Below are 20,271 nucleotides of genomic sequence, written 5' to 3'. Positions count from 1 at the left end.
GGAGTATAAACGTCATGATAGATAAACCCTCCATATAAATCAAATGTTCAGACAAAACACATATCAGAGAATGTTTTTAAATATTAAGTGAGGGAGGATAGAATTTTCGAAAATAGTCATAAAGAGATAGGACAACATCATAAACATATACTGTCCAAAAATACCTATATGGATTGCTTTATCCCGATTGACTCTATGATTAGGAGGGGATCACTTGGAAAAGGTCGATATTTTTAAAGATATTGCCGAAAGAACAGGCGGTGATATTTATTTAGGAGTTGTAGGAGCAGTACGAACTGGAAAATCAACATTTATTAAAAAATTCATGGAGCTTGTCGTTTTACCGAATATCACAAGTGAAGCTGAAAGGAACCGGGCACAAGATGAGCTCCCGCAAAGTGCAGCAGGAAAAACCATTATGACAACAGAACCGAAATTCGTGCCTAATCAGGCTGCAACGGTTCATGTTGATGAAGGTTTAGACGTAAACATCAGACTGGTAGATTGTGTTGGCTACACAGTTCCCGGAGCTAAAGGCTATGAAGATGAAAATGGACCAAGAATGATAAATACCCCATGGTATGAGGAGCCGATTCCTTTTCATGAAGCCGCTGAAATTGGCACAAGGAAAGTAATCCAAGAACATTCTACCATTGGGGTGGTAGTTACAACAGACGGATCGATTGGGGAAATACCCAGAAGCAATTACATTGAGGCAGAAGAAAGGGTAATTGAAGAGCTGAAGGAAGTGGGCAAACCGTTTATTATGGTAATTAACAGTGCCCAGCCGTATCATCCAAGCACAGAAACATTACGATCAAGCCTTGCAGAAAAATATGATATCCCTGTGATCGCCATGAGTGTTGAAAGTATGCGGGAAAGCGATGTTCTTAACGTTCTTCGTGAAGCATTGTATGAATTCCCAGTACTAGAAGTGAATGTAAACCTACCAAGCTGGGTCATGGTATTAAGGGAAAATCATTGGCTGCGGCAAAGCTATCAGGACGCTGTAAAAGAAACAGTAAAAGATATTAAGAGATTAAGAGATGTAGACCAAGTTGTACAACAATTCAGCGAATATGAATTTATTGAAAGGGCTCAGCTTGCAGGGGTTGAAATGGGTTCAGGGGTAGCCGAAATTGATTTGTTTGCCCCAGACGAATTATATGATGACATTTTAAAAGAAATTGTTGGGGTAGAAATCAGAGGAAAAGATCATCTGCTTGAATTAATGCAGGATTTTGCCTATGCAAAGGCTGAATATGACCATATTGCCGATGCACTGAAAATGGTCAAACAAACAGGTTATGGAATCGCTTCCCCAACACTTGCAGATATGAGTTTAGAAGAACCGGAGATTATCCGGCAGGGTGCGCGCTTTGGTGTAAGGTTGAAGGCTGTAGCCCCTTCAATTCATATGATCAAAGTAGATGTTGAATCGGAATTTGCTCCGATCATTGGTACAGAAAAACAAAGTGAAGAGCTTGTCCGCTATTTAATGCAGGATTTTGAAGAAGATCCGCTATCCATATGGAATTCTGATATTTTTGGACGCAGTCTTAGCTCTATTGTCCGCGAAGGTATTCAAGCCAAATTATCGTTAATGCCAGAAAATGCCAGATATAAATTAAAAGAAACATTAGAACGAATTATTAATGAAGGCTCCGGCGGGTTAATTGCCATCATCTTGTAAAAATTAGACTCCTGAAAGGAGTCTTTTTTGTGCAGAAAAGTAAAATGAAGTAAAAAAAATAATGTACAAAAGAAAAGATTACCATAATTTCATGAATTCTTCTTGCTATGCTGAATTGATTGTGATAATCTTTTAACAGAATTACGTAATAGTGCTTCAAAACCTTGATTTAATGGGGTTTTTCTCAAAAATTATATTTGAGAAGCCAAAGTGAATAACTTGTAAAAACTTTGGCAACAAAAATCGCACTATAACGTATAGAATTTAAAAAAAATGTTCAGAAATGTAGATAAGTAATCTTATTTACTTAGATTTCTCTTTGGGAGGAGGTGAATGGCATGAACAAGACAGAACTTATTAATGCTGTAGCTGAAGCCAGCGAACTTTCTAAAAAAGATGCTACAAAAGCAGTTGATGCTGTTTTTGACACAATTTTAGATGCTTTAAAAAATGGTGATAAAGTACAATTAATTGGTTTTGGTAACTTTGAAGTACGTGAACGTGCAGCCCGGAAAGGCCGCAATCCTCAAACAGGTGAGGAAATCGAAATCGGTGCCAGCAAGGTTCCCGCATTTAAACCAGGTAAAGCGCTTAAAGATGCAGTAAAATAATTACATAAATTTATTGCTTTAAGCGAATGCTTAAGCTTTAGGCCATGGCAACCCATGGCCTTTTTCAATTTTAGACCGTTATTCACATTCAATTTTGCTTGTTTATGAAAATGTATGCTAATATGAATGTGTTATTTTATCCAGATATCCAACAGGGGGAATCAGTATGTCAGATATAAATCGTGCCCAAATTGAAGAAGCGGTACGTTTAATTTTAGAAGCGATCGGTGAGGATCCAAACAGGGAAGGATTGCTTGATACACCTAAACGTGTTGCCAAAATGTATGAAGAAGTTTTTAGCGGATTAAATGAAGACCCGAAACAGCATTTTGAAACCATCTTCAGTGAAGATCATGAAGAACTTGTACTCGTAAAGGATATTCCGTTTTATTCCATGTGTGAACATCATCTTGTTCCTTTTTTTGGTAAAGCACATGTTGCCTACATCCCGCAACAGGGGCGTGTAACAGGATTAAGCAAGCTTGCAAGAGCAGTGGAAGCCGTTGCGAAACGTCCGCAGCTGCAAGAACGGATTACTTCAACAATTGCTGACAGTATTATGGAAAAACTTAAACCACATGGAGTAATGGTGGTGGTTGAAGCAGAACATATGTGTATGACAATGCGTGGAGTGAAAAAACCGGGTTCGAAAACAGTGACTACTTCTGTCCGGGGGACATTTGAAGAAGACGCAGTCGCACGTTCTGAAATCCTTTCATTAATCAAATAAGCTTTTCTAAAAATAAAAGGGGTGATCAGATGGAAAAGCGCAATTTCCAGAGTAGCGATTATGTGGTAATCAAAGCTGTTGATGATGGAGTAAATGTGATCGGGTTAACAAGAGGCTCTGACACAAAATTTCACCACTCAGAGAAACTTGATAAAGGAGAAGTTTTGATTGCTCAGTTTACAGAGCATACTTCAGCTATTAAGATTAGGGGAAACGCTAAAATTTTAACTCAGTATGGTGAAATTGACAGTGGGGTAAATAAATAAGTGGCTGGAACGATCAAGTATTTATTTTGTGAAGTCCTGCCCATACACCCTCTTTTATGATATAATGAAATCTGGCTTGTTTAAAATAGTTCGTATTTTTTTATGATAACGAGAACGAATAGAAACGGAATCGTACATAGTAATTTAACTTCGGTGAAGCAAGGGTGATAGAAATGCAAAATATTCGGCAAAAATTTATCGACATGAAAGAGAAGCTTGAAAAACGTGTTTTTGACACCTACTTGCTTGAATATATCGAAAGGCCGATGATTGATGAGGATAAGCTCTTGATCCTTATTTCTATGATGGATACACTTGATCTTCCATCTAAGGAATTTGAAAATTATTGTTTAGCAACAATGCTTATTCAAATTGCCCTTGATACCCATGAACATATCAATAAATTAACAGAGGACAGTAAAGCGAGGCAACTTACAGTCTTGGCAGGGGATTATTACAGCGGTCTATATTATAAGCTGCTCGCTGAAACAGAAAATGTTTTGATTATAAGAGCGCTCTCTGCTGGTGTTAAAGAGATCAATGAACATAAAATTATTGTATATCATCATGATTCTGAAACCATTGAAAATTTAATGACCAGTTTAAAATACATTGAAAGCTCAATTCTCATGAAGCTTTCAGAACATTTTCATGCAGAACATTGGAGTGAGCTTTTGGCTAATTTGTTGTTTTTTAAACGATTGCAAAAGGAAAAAGATCAATTTCTTGAAGGGGAAAGTTCGGTTTTATTTGACTCCCTAAAGCGCTTGATTTTTCCAACTAGTGCTCGTTTAACCGGATCATTGGTTAAGCACAAACAGCAATTGTTAGCGGTTTGTGATCAATATCTGCAGCATTCTAAACAAACGCTTGAAACTTTAATGTTGGAATCACATTTTTTAAATGATTTTCTTAAGGCAAGAATATCTTTGTTGTTAAAGCACCATCAGCCATTTGCAAAAACTTTTGCGGAAGAAGGGTAATAGTATGCAGCAGTCAAAAGAACAGCGAGTTCATCATGTATTCGAAAAAATATCCGAAAACTATGATAAAATGAACTCTGTGATCAGTTTTCAGCAACACATCAGATGGCGGAAGGATACGATGAGAAGAATGAACGTTAAGCTTGGCTCTAAAGCCCTTGATGTTTGTTGCGGTACGGCTGATTGGACGATTGCTTTGGCAGAAGCTGTTGGCCCAAATGGTGAAGTAACTGGTCTTGATTTCAGCAAAAATATGCTGAAGGTAGGAGAGGAGAAAGTAAAACGCCTGGGGCTTAAACAGGTGAATTTAATCCACGGCAATGCGATGGAACTCCCTTTCCCTGATAATAGTTTTGACTATGTTACGATCGGCTTTGGTCTTAGGAATGTACCTGATTATCTTCAAGTTTTGAAAGAAATGCACCGGGTTGTTAGACCGGGGGGAATTGCTGTTTGTCTTGAAACATCCCAGCCGACATTATTCGGGTATCGGCAGCTATTTTTCTTTTATTTTCGATTTATTATGCCATTGTTCGGAAAGTTATTTGCGAAAAGCTATGAAGAATATTCTTGGCTTCAAGAGTCTGCCCGGGATTTTCCCGGAATGAAGGAACTAGCCCGTTTATTTGAACAGGCCGGATTCAGGGATGTTAAATATAAACCATACAGCGGCGGTGCAGCAGCTGTTCATATTGGGAAAAAAAACTAAAGCTTCCGAAATTGGAATGAACAGAAGAACAAAGACAGGATGAAAAGCTGGGTGAATACAAATGAAATTGAAGATGATGTATTCATTTTTGAATTCAGATATTAACTTAATTGAGAAAAAGCTGGAGGAGACAATACAAACAAAGTCTTCACTTTTGAAAGAAGCTTCGATGCATACATTACAAGCCGGAGGAAAAAGAATTCGTCCTGTTTTTGTATTGCTTGGCGGAAAATTTGGTAATTATGATATTCACGTGATGAAGAATGTTGCCGTTGCTTTAGAACTTATTCATATGGCTTCACTTGTCCATGATGATGTCATTGATGATGCTGATTTGCGCCGCGGCCAGCCGACGGTCAAATCAAAGTGGGATAACAAAATTGCGATGTACACGGGCGACTTTGTTTTTGCTGAGGCACTGGATTTAATGGCCAATATAAGAAATCCAAAAGCCCACAAAATTTTAGCAGACACAATGGTTGAATTGACAGTGGGAGAAATTCAGCAAATAAAAGATAAATATCGTTTCAATCAAAATCTTCGTGACTACCTCAGAAGAATAAGACGAAAAACGGCCTTACTGATTGCGGCAAGCTGCCAATTAGGAGCAATTGCTGCGGACGTTGATGAATCCACTCATAAAAAATTATATCGATTTGGCTATTTTGTGGGGATGTCGTTCCAAATAACGGATGATATTTTGGATTTTACCGGTACGGAAAAAGAGTTGGGAAAACCAGCCGGAAGTGATCTACTGCAAGGTAATATTACGGCGCCAGCCCTTTTTGCCATGGAAAACCCAAAAACGAAAAGTGAAATTGAAAAAGTCCATGAGCATATGAATCCACTGGAGATTTCTGGGGTTATTACACTGATCAAGGAATCGGGGGCTATTGAAAAATCAATGGCCTTAAGCGATTATTATTTAGATAAAGCTTTGGCTGTACTGGAAGAACTGCCGGCAAATAAAGTGAAAAAATCTCTTAGAGACATTTCCAAATTTATCGGTAGACGTAAATTTTAGGCTTAACGGGTCAACACACTCTGTAAATGACCGTTTAACAAGATTTTATTTTCACCTTGCACAATATTTGAAAAAATGATAACATTTTCATGAATTGTCAAAGATGACAATTAGTATACATAAGGTTTAGGAGTGGAATTCATGGAAAGAACATTTTTAATGGTTAAACCAGATGGAGTTCAGCGCAATTTAATTGGGGAAATCGTAGCTCGCTTTGAAAGAAAGGGATTTCAATTAGTGGGAGCAAAGCTAATGAACATTCCAACAGAGCTTGCCGAACAGCATTACGGTGAGCATAAAGAGCGTCCCTTCTTTGGTGAGTTGGTTGAATTTATTACATCCGGACCGGTTTTTGCAATGGTTTGGCAAGGTGAAAATGTCATTGCCACAGCACGGCAAATGATGGGCTCGACGAATCCTAAAGATGCTGCTCCAGGCACCATTCGCGGTGATTTTGGACTAACAGTCGGCAAAAACGTCATTCACGGTTCAGATTCACCGGCTAGCGCTGAGCGGGAAATTAACTTGTTTTTTAAGGAATCTGAACTGGCGGATTACTCCAAATTAATAAATGACTGGATTTACTAATATAAAGAAAAGGCACTTGTTCAGCAAGTGCCTTTTTGTATGCCTTTTCAAAAATTATTATTCTTTTCTGAATTGTACTACTAGGCTAAATGAAGATGTTATGTTATATTGATACATAATTCTTTAATGAGTTGAAAGGGGAGAGAGAATGAGGTACTTGACAGCAGGAGAATCACATGGGCCGCAATTAACCGCCATTTTAGAGGGTTTGCCCGCAGGGATGCCGCTTACAGCAGAGGATATTAATACCGAGCTCTCAAGACGGCAGCAAGGGTATGGCCGAGGAAGAAGAATGCAGATTGAAAAAGATATGGTAGAAATTACTTCAGGGGTCCGTCATGGATATACACTTGGTTCCCCAATTGCTCTAGTGGTGAAAAATAACGATTGGAAACATTGGACAAAAATTATGGGTTCAGAACCACTAGATGCAGGAGAAGAGGAAGAAATTAAGCGTAAAGTTACCCGGGCGCGTCCGGGCCATGCGGATTTAAACGGTGCCCTAAAATATGGCCATCGGGATATGAGAAATGTGCTTGAGCGCTCTTCTGCGAGAGAAACAACGGTCAGAGTAGCTGCAGGAGCAGCGGCCAAGAAACTATTATCACTGGCCGGAATTCATGTCGTTGGATATGTCGTTGAAATTGCCGGGATTAAGGCCGCCGCCAATAATCTCTCACTGGAAGAGATCAAGGAAAGAAGTGAAAAATCACTCGTTCGGACGATCGATCCGGATGCTGAACGTGTAATGATGCAGGCGATCGATGATGCCAAGAAGAATGGTGATTCGATTGGCGGTGTCGTCGAAGTCATTGCTACAGGCATGCCGCCAGGTGTTGGAAGCTACGTCCATTATGACCGTAAGCTCGATGCTAAATTAGCTGCGGCTATTGTCAGTATAAATGCTTTTAAAGGAGTCGAATTTGGGATTGGTTTTGAAGCGGCCCGAAAGCCGGGAAGTGAGGTTCATGATGAAATTCTATGGAACCATGAAAAAGGTTTTTATCGCAAAACAAACCGCCTTGGTGGTTTTGAAGGCGGTATGACAACCGGTATGCCAATTATAGTCCGCGGTGTTATGAAGCCGATTCCGACTCTTTACAAGCCGTTAATGAGCATAGATATTGAGACGAAAGAACCGTTTGCTGCCAGCATCGAGCGGTCGGACAGCTGTGCTGTACCGGCAGCAGCTGTAGTTGCGGAAAATGTGGTCGCCTGGGAATTAGCAAGTGCACTTGTGGATCAATTCTATAGCGACCGCTTTGAAACCTTCGTGGAAGAAATCAGAAAACAGCGTGAATTTGCGAGGGAATTCTGATGGAAACGATTCATATTCAGACTGAATCGAAACACTATGATGTGTACCTGGGGAAAGGCGTCGTAAATGAACTTGACGCATTTTTAACCAGTCATTTTCCTAACATGACTAAATTGTTTATTATGACAGACGAAACAGTTGCCAAACTGCATCTAGAAGCGCTTCGTTCTGCTTTAAAACGGTGGGATCCAGCCGTATTTACGGCCCCCGGTGGCGAAAAGGCGAAAACGTTTGAAGTGTATTATGATGCGCTTACGCAAGCATTAGAAAACCGTCTCGACAGAAAATCGATTATTTTATCATTTGGGGGCGGTGCTGTCGGAGACTTATCGGGTTTTGTTGCTGCTTCTTATATGCGCGGAATTTCTTTTATTCAAATTCCAACAACCATTTTGGCGCATGATAGTGCTGTTGGGGGGAAAGTGGCGATTAATCATCCGCTTGGAAAAAATATGATCGGCGCAATACATCAGCCTGAAGCAGTATTTTATGATGTTGAATGGCTGAAAACACTGCCGGCACAAGAAATCCGTTCAGGATTTGCGGAGATTATTAAGCATGCCCTGATTTATGATGTCAAATTTTATGAATGGCTGCATACAAATATATATGATTTAAATAAATTGTCCACTTCAGAGCTTCTCGAATCATTAAAAAAAGGAATCCAGATTAAAAATGAGTTTGTCAGCCGCGATGAGAAGGAAGCTGGTATTCGTGCCTATTTGAATTTTGGACATACCCTTGGGCATGCCATTGAGGCGGAAATGGGCTATGGCAGCTTTACCCATGGCGAATCTGTTATGATCGGAATGATCTTTGCTTTAAACTTAAGCCGAGAATTGTTGGGACTATCATTTGATTTAGAGAAATTTATAAAGTGGATAAAGGGTTTAGGCTATTTAACAGAGATTCCTGATAAGCTTAACCTGGAAAATTTATTATCCAGAATGAAACAGGATAAAAAGTCTGTAGGTGGATCCGTTCGATTTGTCTTGTTAGAAGAAATCGGAAAACCGGTTCTGCAGCCAATTTCTGATTCTGCTCTTTTGGAAAAGCTTAAACGTTTTTCACCAAGGAGGATTGATTCATGATTAGAGGGGTTAGGGGGGCGAACACGGTTTCATCAAACACAGAGGAGGCCATTATTGCTGCAGCGGAAGAGCTGTTGGCAAAAATGATCAAAGTGAACGATATTCAGCCAGATTCTGTCGCTTCTGTTTTCATTTCAACAACTGAAGATCTGAATGCCGCCTTCCCGGCAAAAGCACTGCGCAAATTTGATGGCTGGACATATGTTCCTGTCATGTGTATGAGAGAAATTCCAGTTCCTGGTTCATTAAAGAGTTGTATCAGAGTTATGCTTCATGTTAATACAAACTTATCACAGGAAGAGATCATACATGTGTACCTAAACGATGCGATTGTATTAAGACCAGACTTAGGTAACCGTCTAGAAGTTTAAGTAGTTAAATTTTTATGATTGGAGTGGAGAAAAATGAGATGGAAAGAGAAGATTTTAACACTGACTCCTTATCAGCCTGGTAAATCAATTGAATCAGTGAAGAAAGAATATAATCTTGAGCAAATTGTGAAGCTTGCCTCTAATGAGAATCCGTTTGGATGTTCAAAATCTGTTCTAGAAGCACTGCAAGTACATCTAAATGATCTTGCCATTTATCCAGATGGATATGCTGCTAATTTGCGGGAAACATTGGCACAATTTTTACAAGTGGAAGAGGATGAATTAATATTCGGAAATGGTTCTGATAATCTGATCCAAATTATTTCAAGGGCGCTTTTGCACCCTGGTGCGAGTACTGTTATGGCAGCCCCTACCTTCTCGCAATATCGGCATAATGCTGTGATTGAAGGGGCCATTATCAAGGAAGTGCCGCTGATCAATGGGGAGCATGACCTAGATGGAATGCTTGAGGCGATCGATGATAATACGAATATTGTATGGGTCTGCAGCCCGAATAATCCGACAGGTACATATATCCCGGAAAACAAATTAACGTCTTTCTTAGATAAAGTGCCGTCTAATATTCTCGTCGTACTGGATGAAGCTTACTATGAATATGTAACAGCAGATGATTACTATAACTCGATTGATCTTACCCGCAAATATGAAAATTTAATTGTTTTAAGAACTTTTTCAAAGATATACGGGTTAGCTTCATTAAGGGTAGGGTATGGTGTAGCCAATCGCAACATCATCAAAGCATTGGAACCAGCCAGGGAACCTTTTAACGTAAATACATTTGGACAGCTGGCTGCAGCTGCCGCAGTGAAGGATCAGAATTTTGTCGAAGAATGCAAGTTGAAAAATCGACAAGGTTTACAGCAATTTTATAATTTTTGCGAGCAAAACAACCTGAGCTACTATCCTTCACAAACCAATTTTATTTTAATTGATTTCAACGTGGATGGAGATCGGGTATTTCAATTTTTACTGGAAAAAGGTTTTATCGTTCGTTCTGGAAAAGCATTAGGCTTCCCGACAGCAGTAAGAATTACAGTCGGCTCTCATGAGCAAAATGAAGGAGTACTAAAAGCACTTGGCGAGTTTCTTGCTCAGCTTAAAACTGAAAGTGTTGGAGTGCAGGGGGAATCTGTTTGAATGGCCGCGTTTTTGTCATTGGCTTAGGGTTAATTGGCGGTTCTTTAGCCCTTTGTATTAAAAAAGAACACGCAGATACAACTATTGTTGGTTTTGATATTAATCTTGAACAAGTCCGGCTTGCTAAAATGCTGGGAGTTATTGATGAACCCGCGGAAAATATTCATGACGGGGCAAAAGATGCTGACCTTATTATCATTGCCGCACCAGTAACGGAATCAGAATCAATTATTCAAACTTTAGCAGAACTTCCATTAAAACCGGAAGTAATCATAACAGATACCGGCAGTACGAAAAAATTACTTGTGGAGAAGGCTAGCTGCTTAACGAATCAAGGAATTACCTTTATTGGAGGCCATCCGATGGCTGGCTCCCATAAAAGCGGTGTTTCTGCTGCAAAAGATATATTGTTCGAAAATGCTTTTTACCTTTTAACTCCGGTTCAGCAAGTAGACGAGCAGAAAGTAACTTTATTAAAACAATGGTTACGCGGGACGAATGCAAAGTTTTTAACACTTTCTCCCGAAAGCCATGATTATCTCACAGGAATTGTCAGTCATTTTCCACATATTATCGCGGCATCGATTGTCCGACAGACAGAGAAGTTGGCGGATACGGAAGGATTAATTCCCCGGCTTGCTGCCGGCGGGTTTCGCGATATAACGAGAATTGCTTCAAGTAGCCCGAAAATGTGGAAGGATATTCTCTTGCACAACCGGGATAACTTGATTCATTTGTTGAATCAATGGCAGGATGAAATGAATGGTATAAAGCAAATATTGGAAAATGGGGACGGGCAAGAAATATTTTCATATTTTCAAAAGGCAAAAGAATTTCGCGATGGTCTACCGGCAAAGGAGAAAGGAGCCATTCCGGCATTTTACGATTTATATGTTGATGTCCCTGACTATCCAGGTGTTATTTCCGAAATTACGGGGTATCTGGCAAAAGAAAAAATTAGCATTACCAATATTCGAATTCTCGAAACACGTGAAGACATTAATGGAGTCCTTGTCATTAGTTTCCAAACAGAAGAAGACAGGCAAAGGGCAGAACAATGTATACAATCATATACCGACTATGGGGTATCGATTGGCACGTACTAAAAGCAGGTGATGAAATGGCACAATTAAAACTTAAAACGAATATTCATAAATTATTTGGCGAATTGAACATTCCTGGAGATAAATCAATCTCTCACCGTTCCGTCATGTTCGGTTCTATTGCACATGGGAAAACAACCGTTACCAACTTCCTGCCGGGAGAGGATTGTTTAAGTACAATCTCCTGTTTCCGAAAATTAGGCATAAAAATTGAAGAAACAGAAGAAGAACTCATTATTCATGGTAATGGATTTGATGGTCTGAAGGAGCCAAATGAAATATTGGATGTCGGTAATTCCGGAACAACGATTCGTCTCTTGCTTGGAATTCTAGCTGGCAGACCGTTTTTCTCCACGCTTGTCGGTGACCGGTCGATTGGAAAAAGACCGATGACAAGAGTAACAGAACCATTAACAAAAATGGGTGCAGCAATTGACGGCAGGGAACATGGTTTGTATACACCCATTTCCATTCGAGGCGGAAAATTAAACCCGATTCATTATAAGCTGCCCGTTCCCAGTGCCCAAGTGAAATCAGCACTCATCTTAGCCGGACTTCAGGCAGAAGGTGAGTCGGTCATTATCGAACCGGCTGCGGCACGTGACCATACGGAAAGAATGATTCGTATGTTTGGCGGAGAAATTCATCAAGAGAATGGTTCAATTACGGTTACAGGGGGACAGAGGCTGACGGCTGCACATGTACCCGTTCCGGGGGATATTTCTTCGGCGGCATTCTTTCTTGTGGCTGGAGCTATTGTCCCGGATAGTGAAATAGTGCTGAAAAATGTCGGACTGAATCCTACAAGAACTGGAATAATCGAAGTGATGAAAAAGATGGGAGCCGCAATCGAATTGATTTCCAATCAGGATGACACATTTGAACCTTCCGGGGATATTGTGATTAAAACCTCTAAACTTACAGGAACCGTCATTGAAGGGGATCTAATTCCTAAACTAATCGACGAAATTCCAATCATTGCTCTTCTCGCTACACAAGCAGAAGGTCAGACGATTATCAAGGATGCGGAAGAATTAAAGGTAAAAGAGACAAACCGAATCGATACGGTAGTACAGGAATTGAAAAAACTGGGAGCGTCCATTGAAGCCACCGAGGATGGAATGATTATTAACGGCAATTCCCAATTAACTGGCGGAACAGTTTCCAGCCATGGAGATCATCGAATTGGCATGATGCTTTCCATTGCAGCACTTTTATGCAAACATGATGTCTTCTTAGAAGATGCAGAAGCTATCTCGGTTTCCTATCCAAATTTCTTTACTCATTTAAACAGTCTTATTCAGTAAAAGCTGCATGTTTCATGCAGCTTCTTTTTTTAAAGAAGTTATAGTATGAGAAATTTCCGCATAGCCTGTCTTAAGGAGGGACAAGGAAAACAATTTTCATAATTTCCTTTGGCGTACAAAGCAGGAGAGAAAGGCAGTTCCGTCGAAATGAAATAGTACGAAAATGAAAATATTGTAAGTACAATGTATATATTCATGAACACCTATTTAATTAAGCTTGCAGAATGCAAGAAATTTTAGTTAAATTGTATAGTAAAAAACATATAAAGGTGAAAACCCCATCTTTTTTCTTCGTAAATTAAGGGGAAGAGGTAAATATTATGGATCGAGTAACGAAAATTATTCAACTTTTGGAAAACGGTAAACATAAAGAGGCTTTTCATGAATATAATGTTGTACTAAAACAGGGTGGACACGAAGAAAAATTTGTCCTTGCCGAGGAATTGTTTCAATTTGGCTTTCTGGAAGAAGCAAGAGCTCTAGTTGAAAGCTTACTGGAGGTATTTCCTGAAGAAGGAGAGATTCTCGTTCTTCTTGGAGAAATATTAGTTGAAGCAGGCGAGGAAGAGAAAGCTATTCTTGTTTTAGAAAGAATATCAGAGCAGGATGTCAATTTTGTCCGTTCCCTCCTGTTATTAGCGGATCTATATCAAATTCAGGGATTGCATGAAGTATGTGAAGGAAAACTTCTAAAAGCAAAAGAACTTTTACCTGATGAGAAAATTATTGATTTTGCCCTTGCAGAAGTTTACAGTGAGCAAGGTGAAATCAATAAGGCCCTGGCAGCTTTTGAAATGGTTTTGAAAGAAACAACTGAAATTGCCGGGGTCAATATCCATCAACGGATGGCTGATTTGTTAAGTTCTTCGGGTGCGTTCGAAGAAGCATTAGTCTACTACGATCAGGCACTGGAGGAGAAACTGGAGATCAATACGTTATTTGGCTATGCTTTCACTGCCCTCCAGGCAGGATATAATCGGACCGCTATTGAGAAATTCAATGAGTTAAAAGCGCTGGACCCTGAATACCATTCACTTTATTTGCACCTTGCAAAAGCTTATGAAAGGGAAGAAGAACTGGAAAAAAGTTTGCAGGTTGTCGAAGAAGGTTTAAAACAGGATGAATTTAATAAAGAATTATTTTTCTTTGGCGGAAAAATAGCATTAAAACTGGGAAAAGAAAAAGATGCTGAACATTACCTGCGAAGTGCCCTTAATCTGGACCCGGGATTTACAGAAGCAGCATTAACACTAAATAAACTTTTCTTACAACAGGAAAAATACGAAGAGATTCTCGATTTGATTTCATGGCTTGAGAGCCCTGAAGATGAAGAGCCGCAGCTTTTATGGGATTCTGCTCTTGCTTTACAGCGTTTGGAAAAATATTCACAAGCATTAGACAAATATGAAACTGCATATACTTTCTTTAAAAATAATCGGGAATTTTTACAGGATTACGGATATTTTTTGGTGGAGGAAGGAAAAAACGACCGTGCTGCCGAAATTTTTAAGCAGCTGCTAAAAGAAGATCCGGCAAATACGGAATATTTGGACTTAGTTGAACGTCTAACCGATTTGTAAAAATTAAGCTGGATTTACAGAGGAGGGAAACGATTATGACTACCCCTGTTTCTGTCAACGAGAAAAAGGATTTTATTCGCTGGTTTTTAAATCATTATCAATTGAAAAGAAGAGAATGTGTATGGATTCTAAATTACCTGATGAGCCATGATCAGCTGATGGAGAAGGTCCATTTTGTTGAACAGGCACAGTATTGTCCAAGGGGCTTAATTATGTCGACACATTGTGTTGACAAAGTACCATTTCGCTTCTACAAAGAAAATGTGATGACAACTGATGCTGAAAAATCCTTTCACGATATTCGGCTTAACCGGGATGAAGATATTTTTATTCAACTAAATTTTCATGCCTCCAATCAAGCACATCAGTATGTTGCTGTTTTAGAAGAAAATCCTTATGTCCCAAAACATCTTCAAGTAAATGAAAGAGATGGGCAAATTGCCGACCAAGTGCTGAAGTACAGCATAGAGCGCTTCCAGCGTGAGAAACTTCTTCAATTAATTGATGAAGCATTAGATCGTGGTGATAAAGAAGCCTTTTTAAGGTTGACTGATCAATTGAATAATTTGTCTAAGCCTGGCGAGTAGGAAGTTTGCGTTAAGCAGGCTTCTTTTTTTAATTGAAAAACTTAATGGGAATTTTTTAATATTTTTCACTATTTTTTAAAATTTTCAGTTAAAATGATATAATAAGATTAGTCTAGGATGAAGGCTGGTGCATGAAATGAAATGGATCCCGGAAGACATCGAAACCTATCTAAATGTCAAAGAATACGTAGACACTGTAGTTGTCCCTTTATACGGTATTTCAATGGATAAAGAAATGAAACAGTCTGCTGAGGCCGCTGAATTTATAACATTGTTAACTACCCGCATCGAGAGACAGTTTACCGGAAGATTAATATTGTTCCCGCCATTTACATACTTGAAGAAAGATCCCATCGAGAAGGCTCTTGCAGATCTGTTTGAATGGCATAACGTCTTGAAGGCTGACTTTAAACACATTTTTTATCTGACATCGGACAGTGACTGGCGCCTGAAAGAGGACATGTTACAAGGTACTTTAATTTGGCTTCCGTCCATACCTCTCAAATCTATGAATGATTCTCAAAAGTTTGAACTGATTGATAATCAATCACAACAATTATTTTCTATATTAACCGATAAATGGATTGAAAGTGAATAAAATGGATCAATTGCATGTTTTTGGAATAAGTTAATGTTGACCTTACCAAAATATTGATATATCATGATTATGTCCTAGTTTTATAAATGTTATATCAGTGGTGCATTGGGCTCATTTCAATTATAGAGGGGGGACATAAATGGGTAAAAACAATGTTACAAGACGTCAATTCTTGAGCTATACGCTTACTGGTGTAGGTGGTTTCATGGCTGCAGGGATGTTGATGCCAATGCTCCGATTTGCTGTTGATCCTGTTTTAAAGGCGGACGCTGGCGGAGAATTTATCCAAACTCCGAAAAAAGCGTCGGAGTTAACAAGCGAGCCAACTCGTGTTGACTTTACCTATAAGCAAAAAGATGCATGGTATGAGTCAGATGTTACGAGTACAGCATGGATTTACAAGGACGATAATGGCAAAATTGTCGCACTGTCGCCGATTTGTAAACATCTAGGATGTACTGTTAACTGGAACACTGACAAAGCACACCCAAATCAATTCTTCTGTCCATGCCATTTTGGCCGATATGAAAAGAATGGAAAAAACATTCCGGGCACACCACCACCGCAACCGTTGGATCTTTATCCGGTGCAGGTGAAAAATGGCTATATCTATTTGGGAAAAGCCCAGCCACGAACACATGTGTAAAGATATGATCAAAATATAGATAAGGATAGACGGAGGTGGGAAGATGCTTTCCAAAATATACGATTGGGTGGATGAACGTTTAGACATTACGCCGTTATGGCGCGATATAGCAGACCACGAAGTACCAGAGCATGTAAACCCCGCGCACCATTTTTCAGCGTTCGTTTATTGCTTTGGAGGAATGACATTCTTTGTTACAGTCATACAAATTCTATCCGGCATGTTTTTGACAATGTACTATGTACCGGATATTAAAAATGCATGGGAATCTGTTTATTATCTACAAAATGAGGTGGCATTTGGACAAATAGTACGTGGTATGCATCACTGGGGAGCAAGTTTAGTGCTTGTGATGATGTTTTTACATACATTGCGCGTATTTTTCCAAGGTGCCTATAAAAAGCCCCGAGAGCTAAACTGGATTGTCGGAGTGCTTATTTTCTTCGTTATGCTTGGCTTAGGTTTTACCGGTTACTTACTTCCATGGGATATGAAAGCGCTCTTTGCAACAAAAGTTGGACTGCAGATTGCCGAATCCACTCCGCTGATCGGTTCATATATCAAAGTTTTACTTGCCGGTAATGAGCATATTGTCGGTGCACAGACTCTAACCCGTTTCTTTGCTATTCATGTATTCTTCCTGCCGGCTGTGTTATTTGCACTAATGGCAGCACACTTTATTATGATTCGCAGACAAGGTATTTCAGGACCGCTATGATGAATTGAAAGCGAAATTAACTGATTTTTCGAATGCTTTGGAAAAAGGAGGGGACTCTCTATGCATCGCGGTAAAGGAATGAAATTCGTCGGTGATTCTCGCGTATTAGCACCTGAAAGCCGGACACCGAAGCTTCCAAAAGACTACTCGGAATATCCAGGCAAAACTGAGGCATTTTGGCCAAACTTCCTCTTGAAAGAATGGATGGTTGGGGCGGTATTCCTTGTTGGTTTTTTATGTTTAACAGTCGCTCACCCGGCTCCGCTTGAAAGGATAGCGGACCCAACTGATACAGGTTATATTCCATTACCGGACTGGTACTTTTTATTCTTGTACCAACTGCTTAAATATACGTATGCTTCTGGCCCATATACTGTGATCGGTTCAATGGTCATACCTGCGCTTGCATTTGGAGGGCTTTTGCTAGCTCCATTTATTGATCGCGGACCAGAACGGCGCCCGATTAAGCGTCCGCTGGCAACAGGATTTATGCTTCTGGCTTTATGTGCGATGATTTATTTAACATGGCAGTCAGTTGTAACCCATGACTGGGCAGCGGCTGAACGCCAAGGAAGAATCGTTCCGAAAGTTACGATTGATAAAACAAGTGAAGGTTATAAACTGGCCCAACAAAATACATGTATAACATGCCACGGTGAAAACCTTCAAGGGGGACCGGGAGCTCCGTCCCTAATTGGAACCGGTTTAAAACCCGAAGAAATTGCAACCATTGCCAGAAAAGGAAAAGGCGGAAAAATGCCTCCTGGCGTCTTCAAAGGAAATGATCAACAATTGAAGACTCTTTCCGAATTTATTGCAAATCTTGGAAAGAAATAAGATATTCAAAAGCTGACGGATTTGCGTCAGCTTTTCTTACATATCATATCTGAGAGAAAAGTGGGAATACAATGCATTGGATTTATCCGATTTTGGGAAATCGCTCGATCTTAAAATTATTACTATTAGTAAATATTGCTGGAACCATATACGGGTTCTATTGGTATGGCTGGCAGCTGCATGAAACGCCTGCTATTTTTATTCCTTTTGTGCCGGACAGTCCGACGGCCAGCATGTTTTTTGTCTTTGTCCTTATTGCCTTTTTATTAAAGAAAAATTGGCCCTTATTGGAAGCAATGGCGGTTGTAACATTATTTAAATACGGAGTTTGGGCTGTTGTGATGAATATTCTTGTTTATTTTGTACAGAGAGGACTGGATTGGCAAGGTTACATGCTTATTTTTTCGCATTTCGCAATGGCGGTAGAAGGGCTGCTCTATGCACCATTTTATCGAATAAAATGGCGGCATTTAGTGGTTGCAGCAATTTGGGTATTGCATGATGTTGTCATTGATTATGTCTTCAATATGATGCCCCGCTATGAAATGCTTGATCATTACATGAAGCAAATTGGATATTTTACTTTTTGGCTGTCCATTCTGTCGATCGGGATCGGATATTATTTTTGTGTCCGGCAAAATCGATTTAAACTGGAAATAAAATAGATGCAAATGGTCTAACCTTGTCCACTCTTTCATACATTTTAAATAACGAAAGGGGGGGGACAAGAGTTGGATAAAAAGTGGTTTCTATTATTTGCCATTATTATCATACTTACACCGTTCTCTGTCAGCGCCGAACAACAGTCTCCTATGGAGAAGCTGGATGATATTTCAGACGAAGCTCTTCAGATGGTGAAGTTTCATAGATATGATGATGCAAAGAAATTATTGGATTATTTTTCAGCTCAGTTTCAAAATGTATCTGGAAAAGAAAAACCGTTAACATTGGATGAAGTTAGGATCGTTAACACTACACATGATGAAGCAGTGGAAGCCACTGTAAGCCCGGATATGAAATATGAAGAGAGAATCAATAAGCTGACTCAATTTCGGCTTGTCATTGATGCACTCTCAACTAGTCATCAGCATTTATGGCTGGAGATGGAAGATCCTATTTTAAATGCTATTCATAAAGCCAAAGAAGCAGTGGCAAAAGGAGACATCTCCAAGTTCCACTCAAGTTTTAACCAATTTTTATCTTTATATAATGTCATTTACCCAAGTATGAAAATTGATGTACCGGCAGAAAATATTCAAAGATTAGATGCCCGTATTAATTTTATCGATGAATATCGCACCCAAATGGTAAATAGTCCTGAAAACAAGCAGGAACTCGATAAATTGGACACAGATTTAAAAAATCTTTTTGCTGATATGGAAGACGATCAAGCGGATCCTTCTATATGGTGGGTGATTATTTCAACTGGAAGTATTATTATTGCGACTTTATCATATGTTGGCTGGAGGAAATACCAGGGTGAAAAGGATATGAAAAAAGACCGTTCTCGAGATCTAAAAGATTGACGGGTCTAATCGGCTTAACTAAAATGGAAGGCAACAGGAGCTGATTAGGAGGGTTCTGTATGTTTTACCTTATCTATTTTCTTATTATAGTTTTGATCCCTATATGGGCCCAAATGAAAGTAAAAAGTACTTTTGCCCGATATTCACAAGTAGCTTCCTCTACCTATCTAAGAGGTGCCGAAGTTGCAAGGGAAATATTGAATGCAAACGGATTATATCATGTTGTTGTTGAAGAAGGGCAGGGATTTTTAAGTGATCACTATGATCCAAGTACTAAAACTGTCCGTCTGTCGCCGGAAAATTATCACAGCCATTCCATTGCTGCTGCAGCAGTTGCGGCCCACGAATGCGGACATGCCATTCAGGATGCACAAGGCTATGCCTTTTTACGTTTCCGCCATGCACTGGTTCCTGTAGCAAACTTTGGATCGAATGTTTCATGGATTCTGATCATGATCGGCATTTTTGCTCATTTAACTGGAATGCTGTTACTCGGAATTATTTGTATGGCTCTAGCGGTGATTTTTCAGGTTGTCACTTTGCCGGTTGAATTTAATGCATCTAACCGTGCCATGAAGCAAGTCGTTTCTCTAGGGCTAGTCTCCGCCCATGAGCAGCGTGAGGCCAGAAAAGTACTAAGTGCAGCAGCACTTACGTATGTAGCAGCTGCGGCAGTTGCGGTTTTAGAATTAATAAGATTATTGTTGATATATACTGGCATGAATCGGGATGAAAGGTAGGAAAAGCGAAAAGCTGCGGCTTTTCGCTTTTCTAGAAAGTAAAGAAATTTTGACTTCGAAATTTGTCCAGCTCCAGTGCCTAGCCCC

Annotated in this window: 23 protein-coding genes; all 23 read left to right on the top strand. The window is 39.6% G+C overall.

What is annotated here, in order from left to right; all coding sequences use genetic code 11:
• Window positions 1-214 precede the first annotated feature (214 nt).
• The 23 genes from spoIVA to BFU02S_RS03175 all read left to right on the top strand — a co-directional run bounded on the left by spoIVA (window position 215) and on the right by BFU02S_RS03175 (window position 20,184).
• Complete coding sequence (gene spoIVA / locus BFU02S_RS03285; RefSeq protein WP_066366492.1) at window positions 215-1,693, top strand: stage IV sporulation protein A; 1,479 nt, start codon at window positions 215-217, stop codon at window positions 1,691-1,693.
• Window positions 1,694-2,031: 338 nt separating this feature from the next.
• Window positions 2,032-2,304 carry a non-specific DNA-binding protein Hbs gene (hbs, locus tag BFU02S_RS03280; RefSeq protein ID WP_042355261.1) on the top strand — a complete coding sequence of 91 codons (273 nt, stop codon included), beginning with the start codon at window positions 2,032-2,034 and terminating at the stop codon, window positions 2,302-2,304.
• A 166-nt stretch (window positions 2,305-2,470) separates the two neighbouring features.
• Window positions 2,471-3,034 (top strand): GTP cyclohydrolase I FolE, encoded by a 564-nt coding sequence (gene folE, locus BFU02S_RS03275; RefSeq protein ID WP_066366490.1) that lies wholly within the window; start codon window positions 2,471-2,473, stop codon window positions 3,032-3,034.
• Window positions 3,035-3,063: 29 nt separating this feature from the next.
• A complete protein-coding gene (gene mtrB, locus BFU02S_RS03270; RefSeq protein ID WP_066366487.1) occupies window positions 3,064-3,300 on the top strand; it encodes a trp RNA-binding attenuation protein MtrB in 237 nt (78 codons plus the stop codon).
• Window positions 3,301-3,473: 173 nt separating this feature from the next.
• The gene (locus tag BFU02S_RS03265; RefSeq protein WP_066366485.1) at window positions 3,474-4,283 is read left to right on the top strand and encodes a heptaprenyl diphosphate synthase component 1; all 810 of its coding nucleotides are present in this window, start codon (window positions 3,474-3,476) and stop codon (window positions 4,281-4,283) included.
• A gap of 4 nt (window positions 4,284-4,287) precedes the next feature.
• Window positions 4,288-4,992 (top strand): demethylmenaquinone methyltransferase, encoded by a 705-nt coding sequence (locus BFU02S_RS03260; RefSeq protein WP_066366483.1) that lies wholly within the window; start codon window positions 4,288-4,290, stop codon window positions 4,990-4,992.
• A gap of 61 nt (window positions 4,993-5,053) precedes the next feature.
• Window positions 5,054-6,016 carry a heptaprenyl diphosphate synthase component II gene (gene hepT, locus BFU02S_RS03255; protein ID WP_066366481.1) on the top strand — a complete coding sequence of 321 codons (963 nt, stop codon included), beginning with the start codon at window positions 5,054-5,056 and terminating at the stop codon, window positions 6,014-6,016.
• A gap of 141 nt (window positions 6,017-6,157) precedes the next feature.
• Window positions 6,158-6,604 (top strand): nucleoside-diphosphate kinase, encoded by a 447-nt coding sequence (gene ndk, locus BFU02S_RS03250; RefSeq protein ID WP_066366479.1) that lies wholly within the window; start codon window positions 6,158-6,160, stop codon window positions 6,602-6,604.
• Between the two features lie 148 nt (window positions 6,605-6,752).
• A complete protein-coding gene (aroC, locus tag BFU02S_RS03245) occupies window positions 6,753-7,922 on the top strand; it encodes a chorismate synthase (RefSeq protein ID WP_066366477.1) in 1,170 nt (389 codons plus the stop codon).
• Window positions 7,922-9,013, top strand: a complete 1,092-nt coding sequence (aroB, locus tag BFU02S_RS03240; protein ID WP_066366474.1) for a 3-dehydroquinate synthase — start codon at window positions 7,922-7,924, stop codon at window positions 9,011-9,013. Before aroC ends, aroB begins: the two co-directional genes overlap by 1 nt.
• On the top strand, window positions 9,010-9,384 hold the full coding sequence (aroH, locus tag BFU02S_RS03235; RefSeq protein WP_066366471.1) for a chorismate mutase: 375 nt from the start codon (window positions 9,010-9,012) through the stop codon (window positions 9,382-9,384). The genes aroB and aroH overlap by 4 nt, the downstream gene beginning before the upstream one ends.
• A gap of 33 nt (window positions 9,385-9,417) precedes the next feature.
• The gene (hisC, locus tag BFU02S_RS03230; RefSeq protein ID WP_066366468.1) at window positions 9,418-10,542 is read left to right on the top strand and encodes a histidinol-phosphate transaminase; all 1,125 of its coding nucleotides are present in this window, start codon (window positions 9,418-9,420) and stop codon (window positions 10,540-10,542) included.
• Entirely contained in the window at window positions 10,539-11,648 is a 1,110-nt protein-coding gene (locus BFU02S_RS03225) for a prephenate dehydrogenase (RefSeq protein WP_066366467.1), read from the top strand. Before hisC ends, BFU02S_RS03225 begins: the two co-directional genes overlap by 4 nt.
• 14 nt (window positions 11,649-11,662) lie before the next feature.
• A complete protein-coding gene (gene aroA / locus BFU02S_RS03220) occupies window positions 11,663-12,952 on the top strand; it encodes a 3-phosphoshikimate 1-carboxyvinyltransferase (RefSeq protein ID WP_066366465.1) in 1,290 nt (429 codons plus the stop codon).
• 320 nt (window positions 12,953-13,272) lie between these two features.
• A complete protein-coding gene (locus BFU02S_RS03215) occupies window positions 13,273-14,532 on the top strand; it encodes a tetratricopeptide repeat protein (RefSeq protein ID WP_066366458.1) in 1,260 nt (419 codons plus the stop codon).
• A 35-nt stretch (window positions 14,533-14,567) separates the two neighbouring features.
• Window positions 14,568-15,119, top strand: coding sequence for a ReoY family proteolytic degradation factor (locus tag BFU02S_RS03210; protein ID WP_066366455.1), 552 nt, complete (start codon window positions 14,568-14,570; stop codon window positions 15,117-15,119).
• A 136-nt stretch (window positions 15,120-15,255) separates the two neighbouring features.
• On the top strand, window positions 15,256-15,717 hold the full coding sequence (locus tag BFU02S_RS03205; protein WP_066366593.1) for a YpiF family protein: 462 nt from the start codon (window positions 15,256-15,258) through the stop codon (window positions 15,715-15,717).
• A 139-nt stretch (window positions 15,718-15,856) separates the two neighbouring features.
• The gene (locus BFU02S_RS03200) at window positions 15,857-16,363 is read left to right on the top strand and encodes a Rieske (2Fe-2S) protein (RefSeq protein ID WP_066366453.1); all 507 of its coding nucleotides are present in this window, start codon (window positions 15,857-15,859) and stop codon (window positions 16,361-16,363) included.
• Between the two features lie 43 nt (window positions 16,364-16,406).
• Window positions 16,407-17,081 carry a menaquinol-cytochrome c reductase cytochrome b subunit gene (gene qcrB / locus BFU02S_RS03195; protein ID WP_066366450.1) on the top strand — a complete coding sequence of 225 codons (675 nt, stop codon included), beginning with the start codon at window positions 16,407-16,409 and terminating at the stop codon, window positions 17,079-17,081.
• A 60-nt stretch (window positions 17,082-17,141) separates the two neighbouring features.
• On the top strand, window positions 17,142-17,918 hold the full coding sequence (locus BFU02S_RS03190; RefSeq protein ID WP_066366447.1) for a menaquinol-cytochrome c reductase cytochrome b/c subunit: 777 nt from the start codon (window positions 17,142-17,144) through the stop codon (window positions 17,916-17,918).
• Window positions 17,919-17,989: 71 nt separating this feature from the next.
• Window positions 17,990-18,583, top strand: coding sequence for a lipoprotein heptaprenylglyceryl N-acetyltransferase LhaT (gene lhaT, locus BFU02S_RS03185; RefSeq protein ID WP_066366444.1), 594 nt, complete (start codon window positions 17,990-17,992; stop codon window positions 18,581-18,583).
• Between the two features lie 66 nt (window positions 18,584-18,649).
• Window positions 18,650-19,444 (top strand): sporulation protein YpjB, encoded by a 795-nt coding sequence (gene ypjB, locus BFU02S_RS03180; RefSeq protein ID WP_066366440.1) that lies wholly within the window; start codon window positions 18,650-18,652, stop codon window positions 19,442-19,444.
• A 59-nt stretch (window positions 19,445-19,503) separates the two neighbouring features.
• Window positions 19,504-20,184, top strand: a complete 681-nt coding sequence (locus BFU02S_RS03175; RefSeq protein WP_066366438.1) for a zinc metallopeptidase — start codon at window positions 19,504-19,506, stop codon at window positions 20,182-20,184.
• Window positions 20,185-20,271: the final 87 nt, after the last annotated feature.

This window comes from Neobacillus fumarioli NBRC 102428, from assembly GCF_001591485.1.
GTDB lineage: Bacteria > Bacillota > Bacilli > Bacillales > Cytobacillaceae > Neobacillus > Neobacillus fumarioli.
The sequence above is the reverse complement of the archived record's forward strand: the minus strand, read 5'-3'. Positions and strand labels throughout refer to the sequence as shown.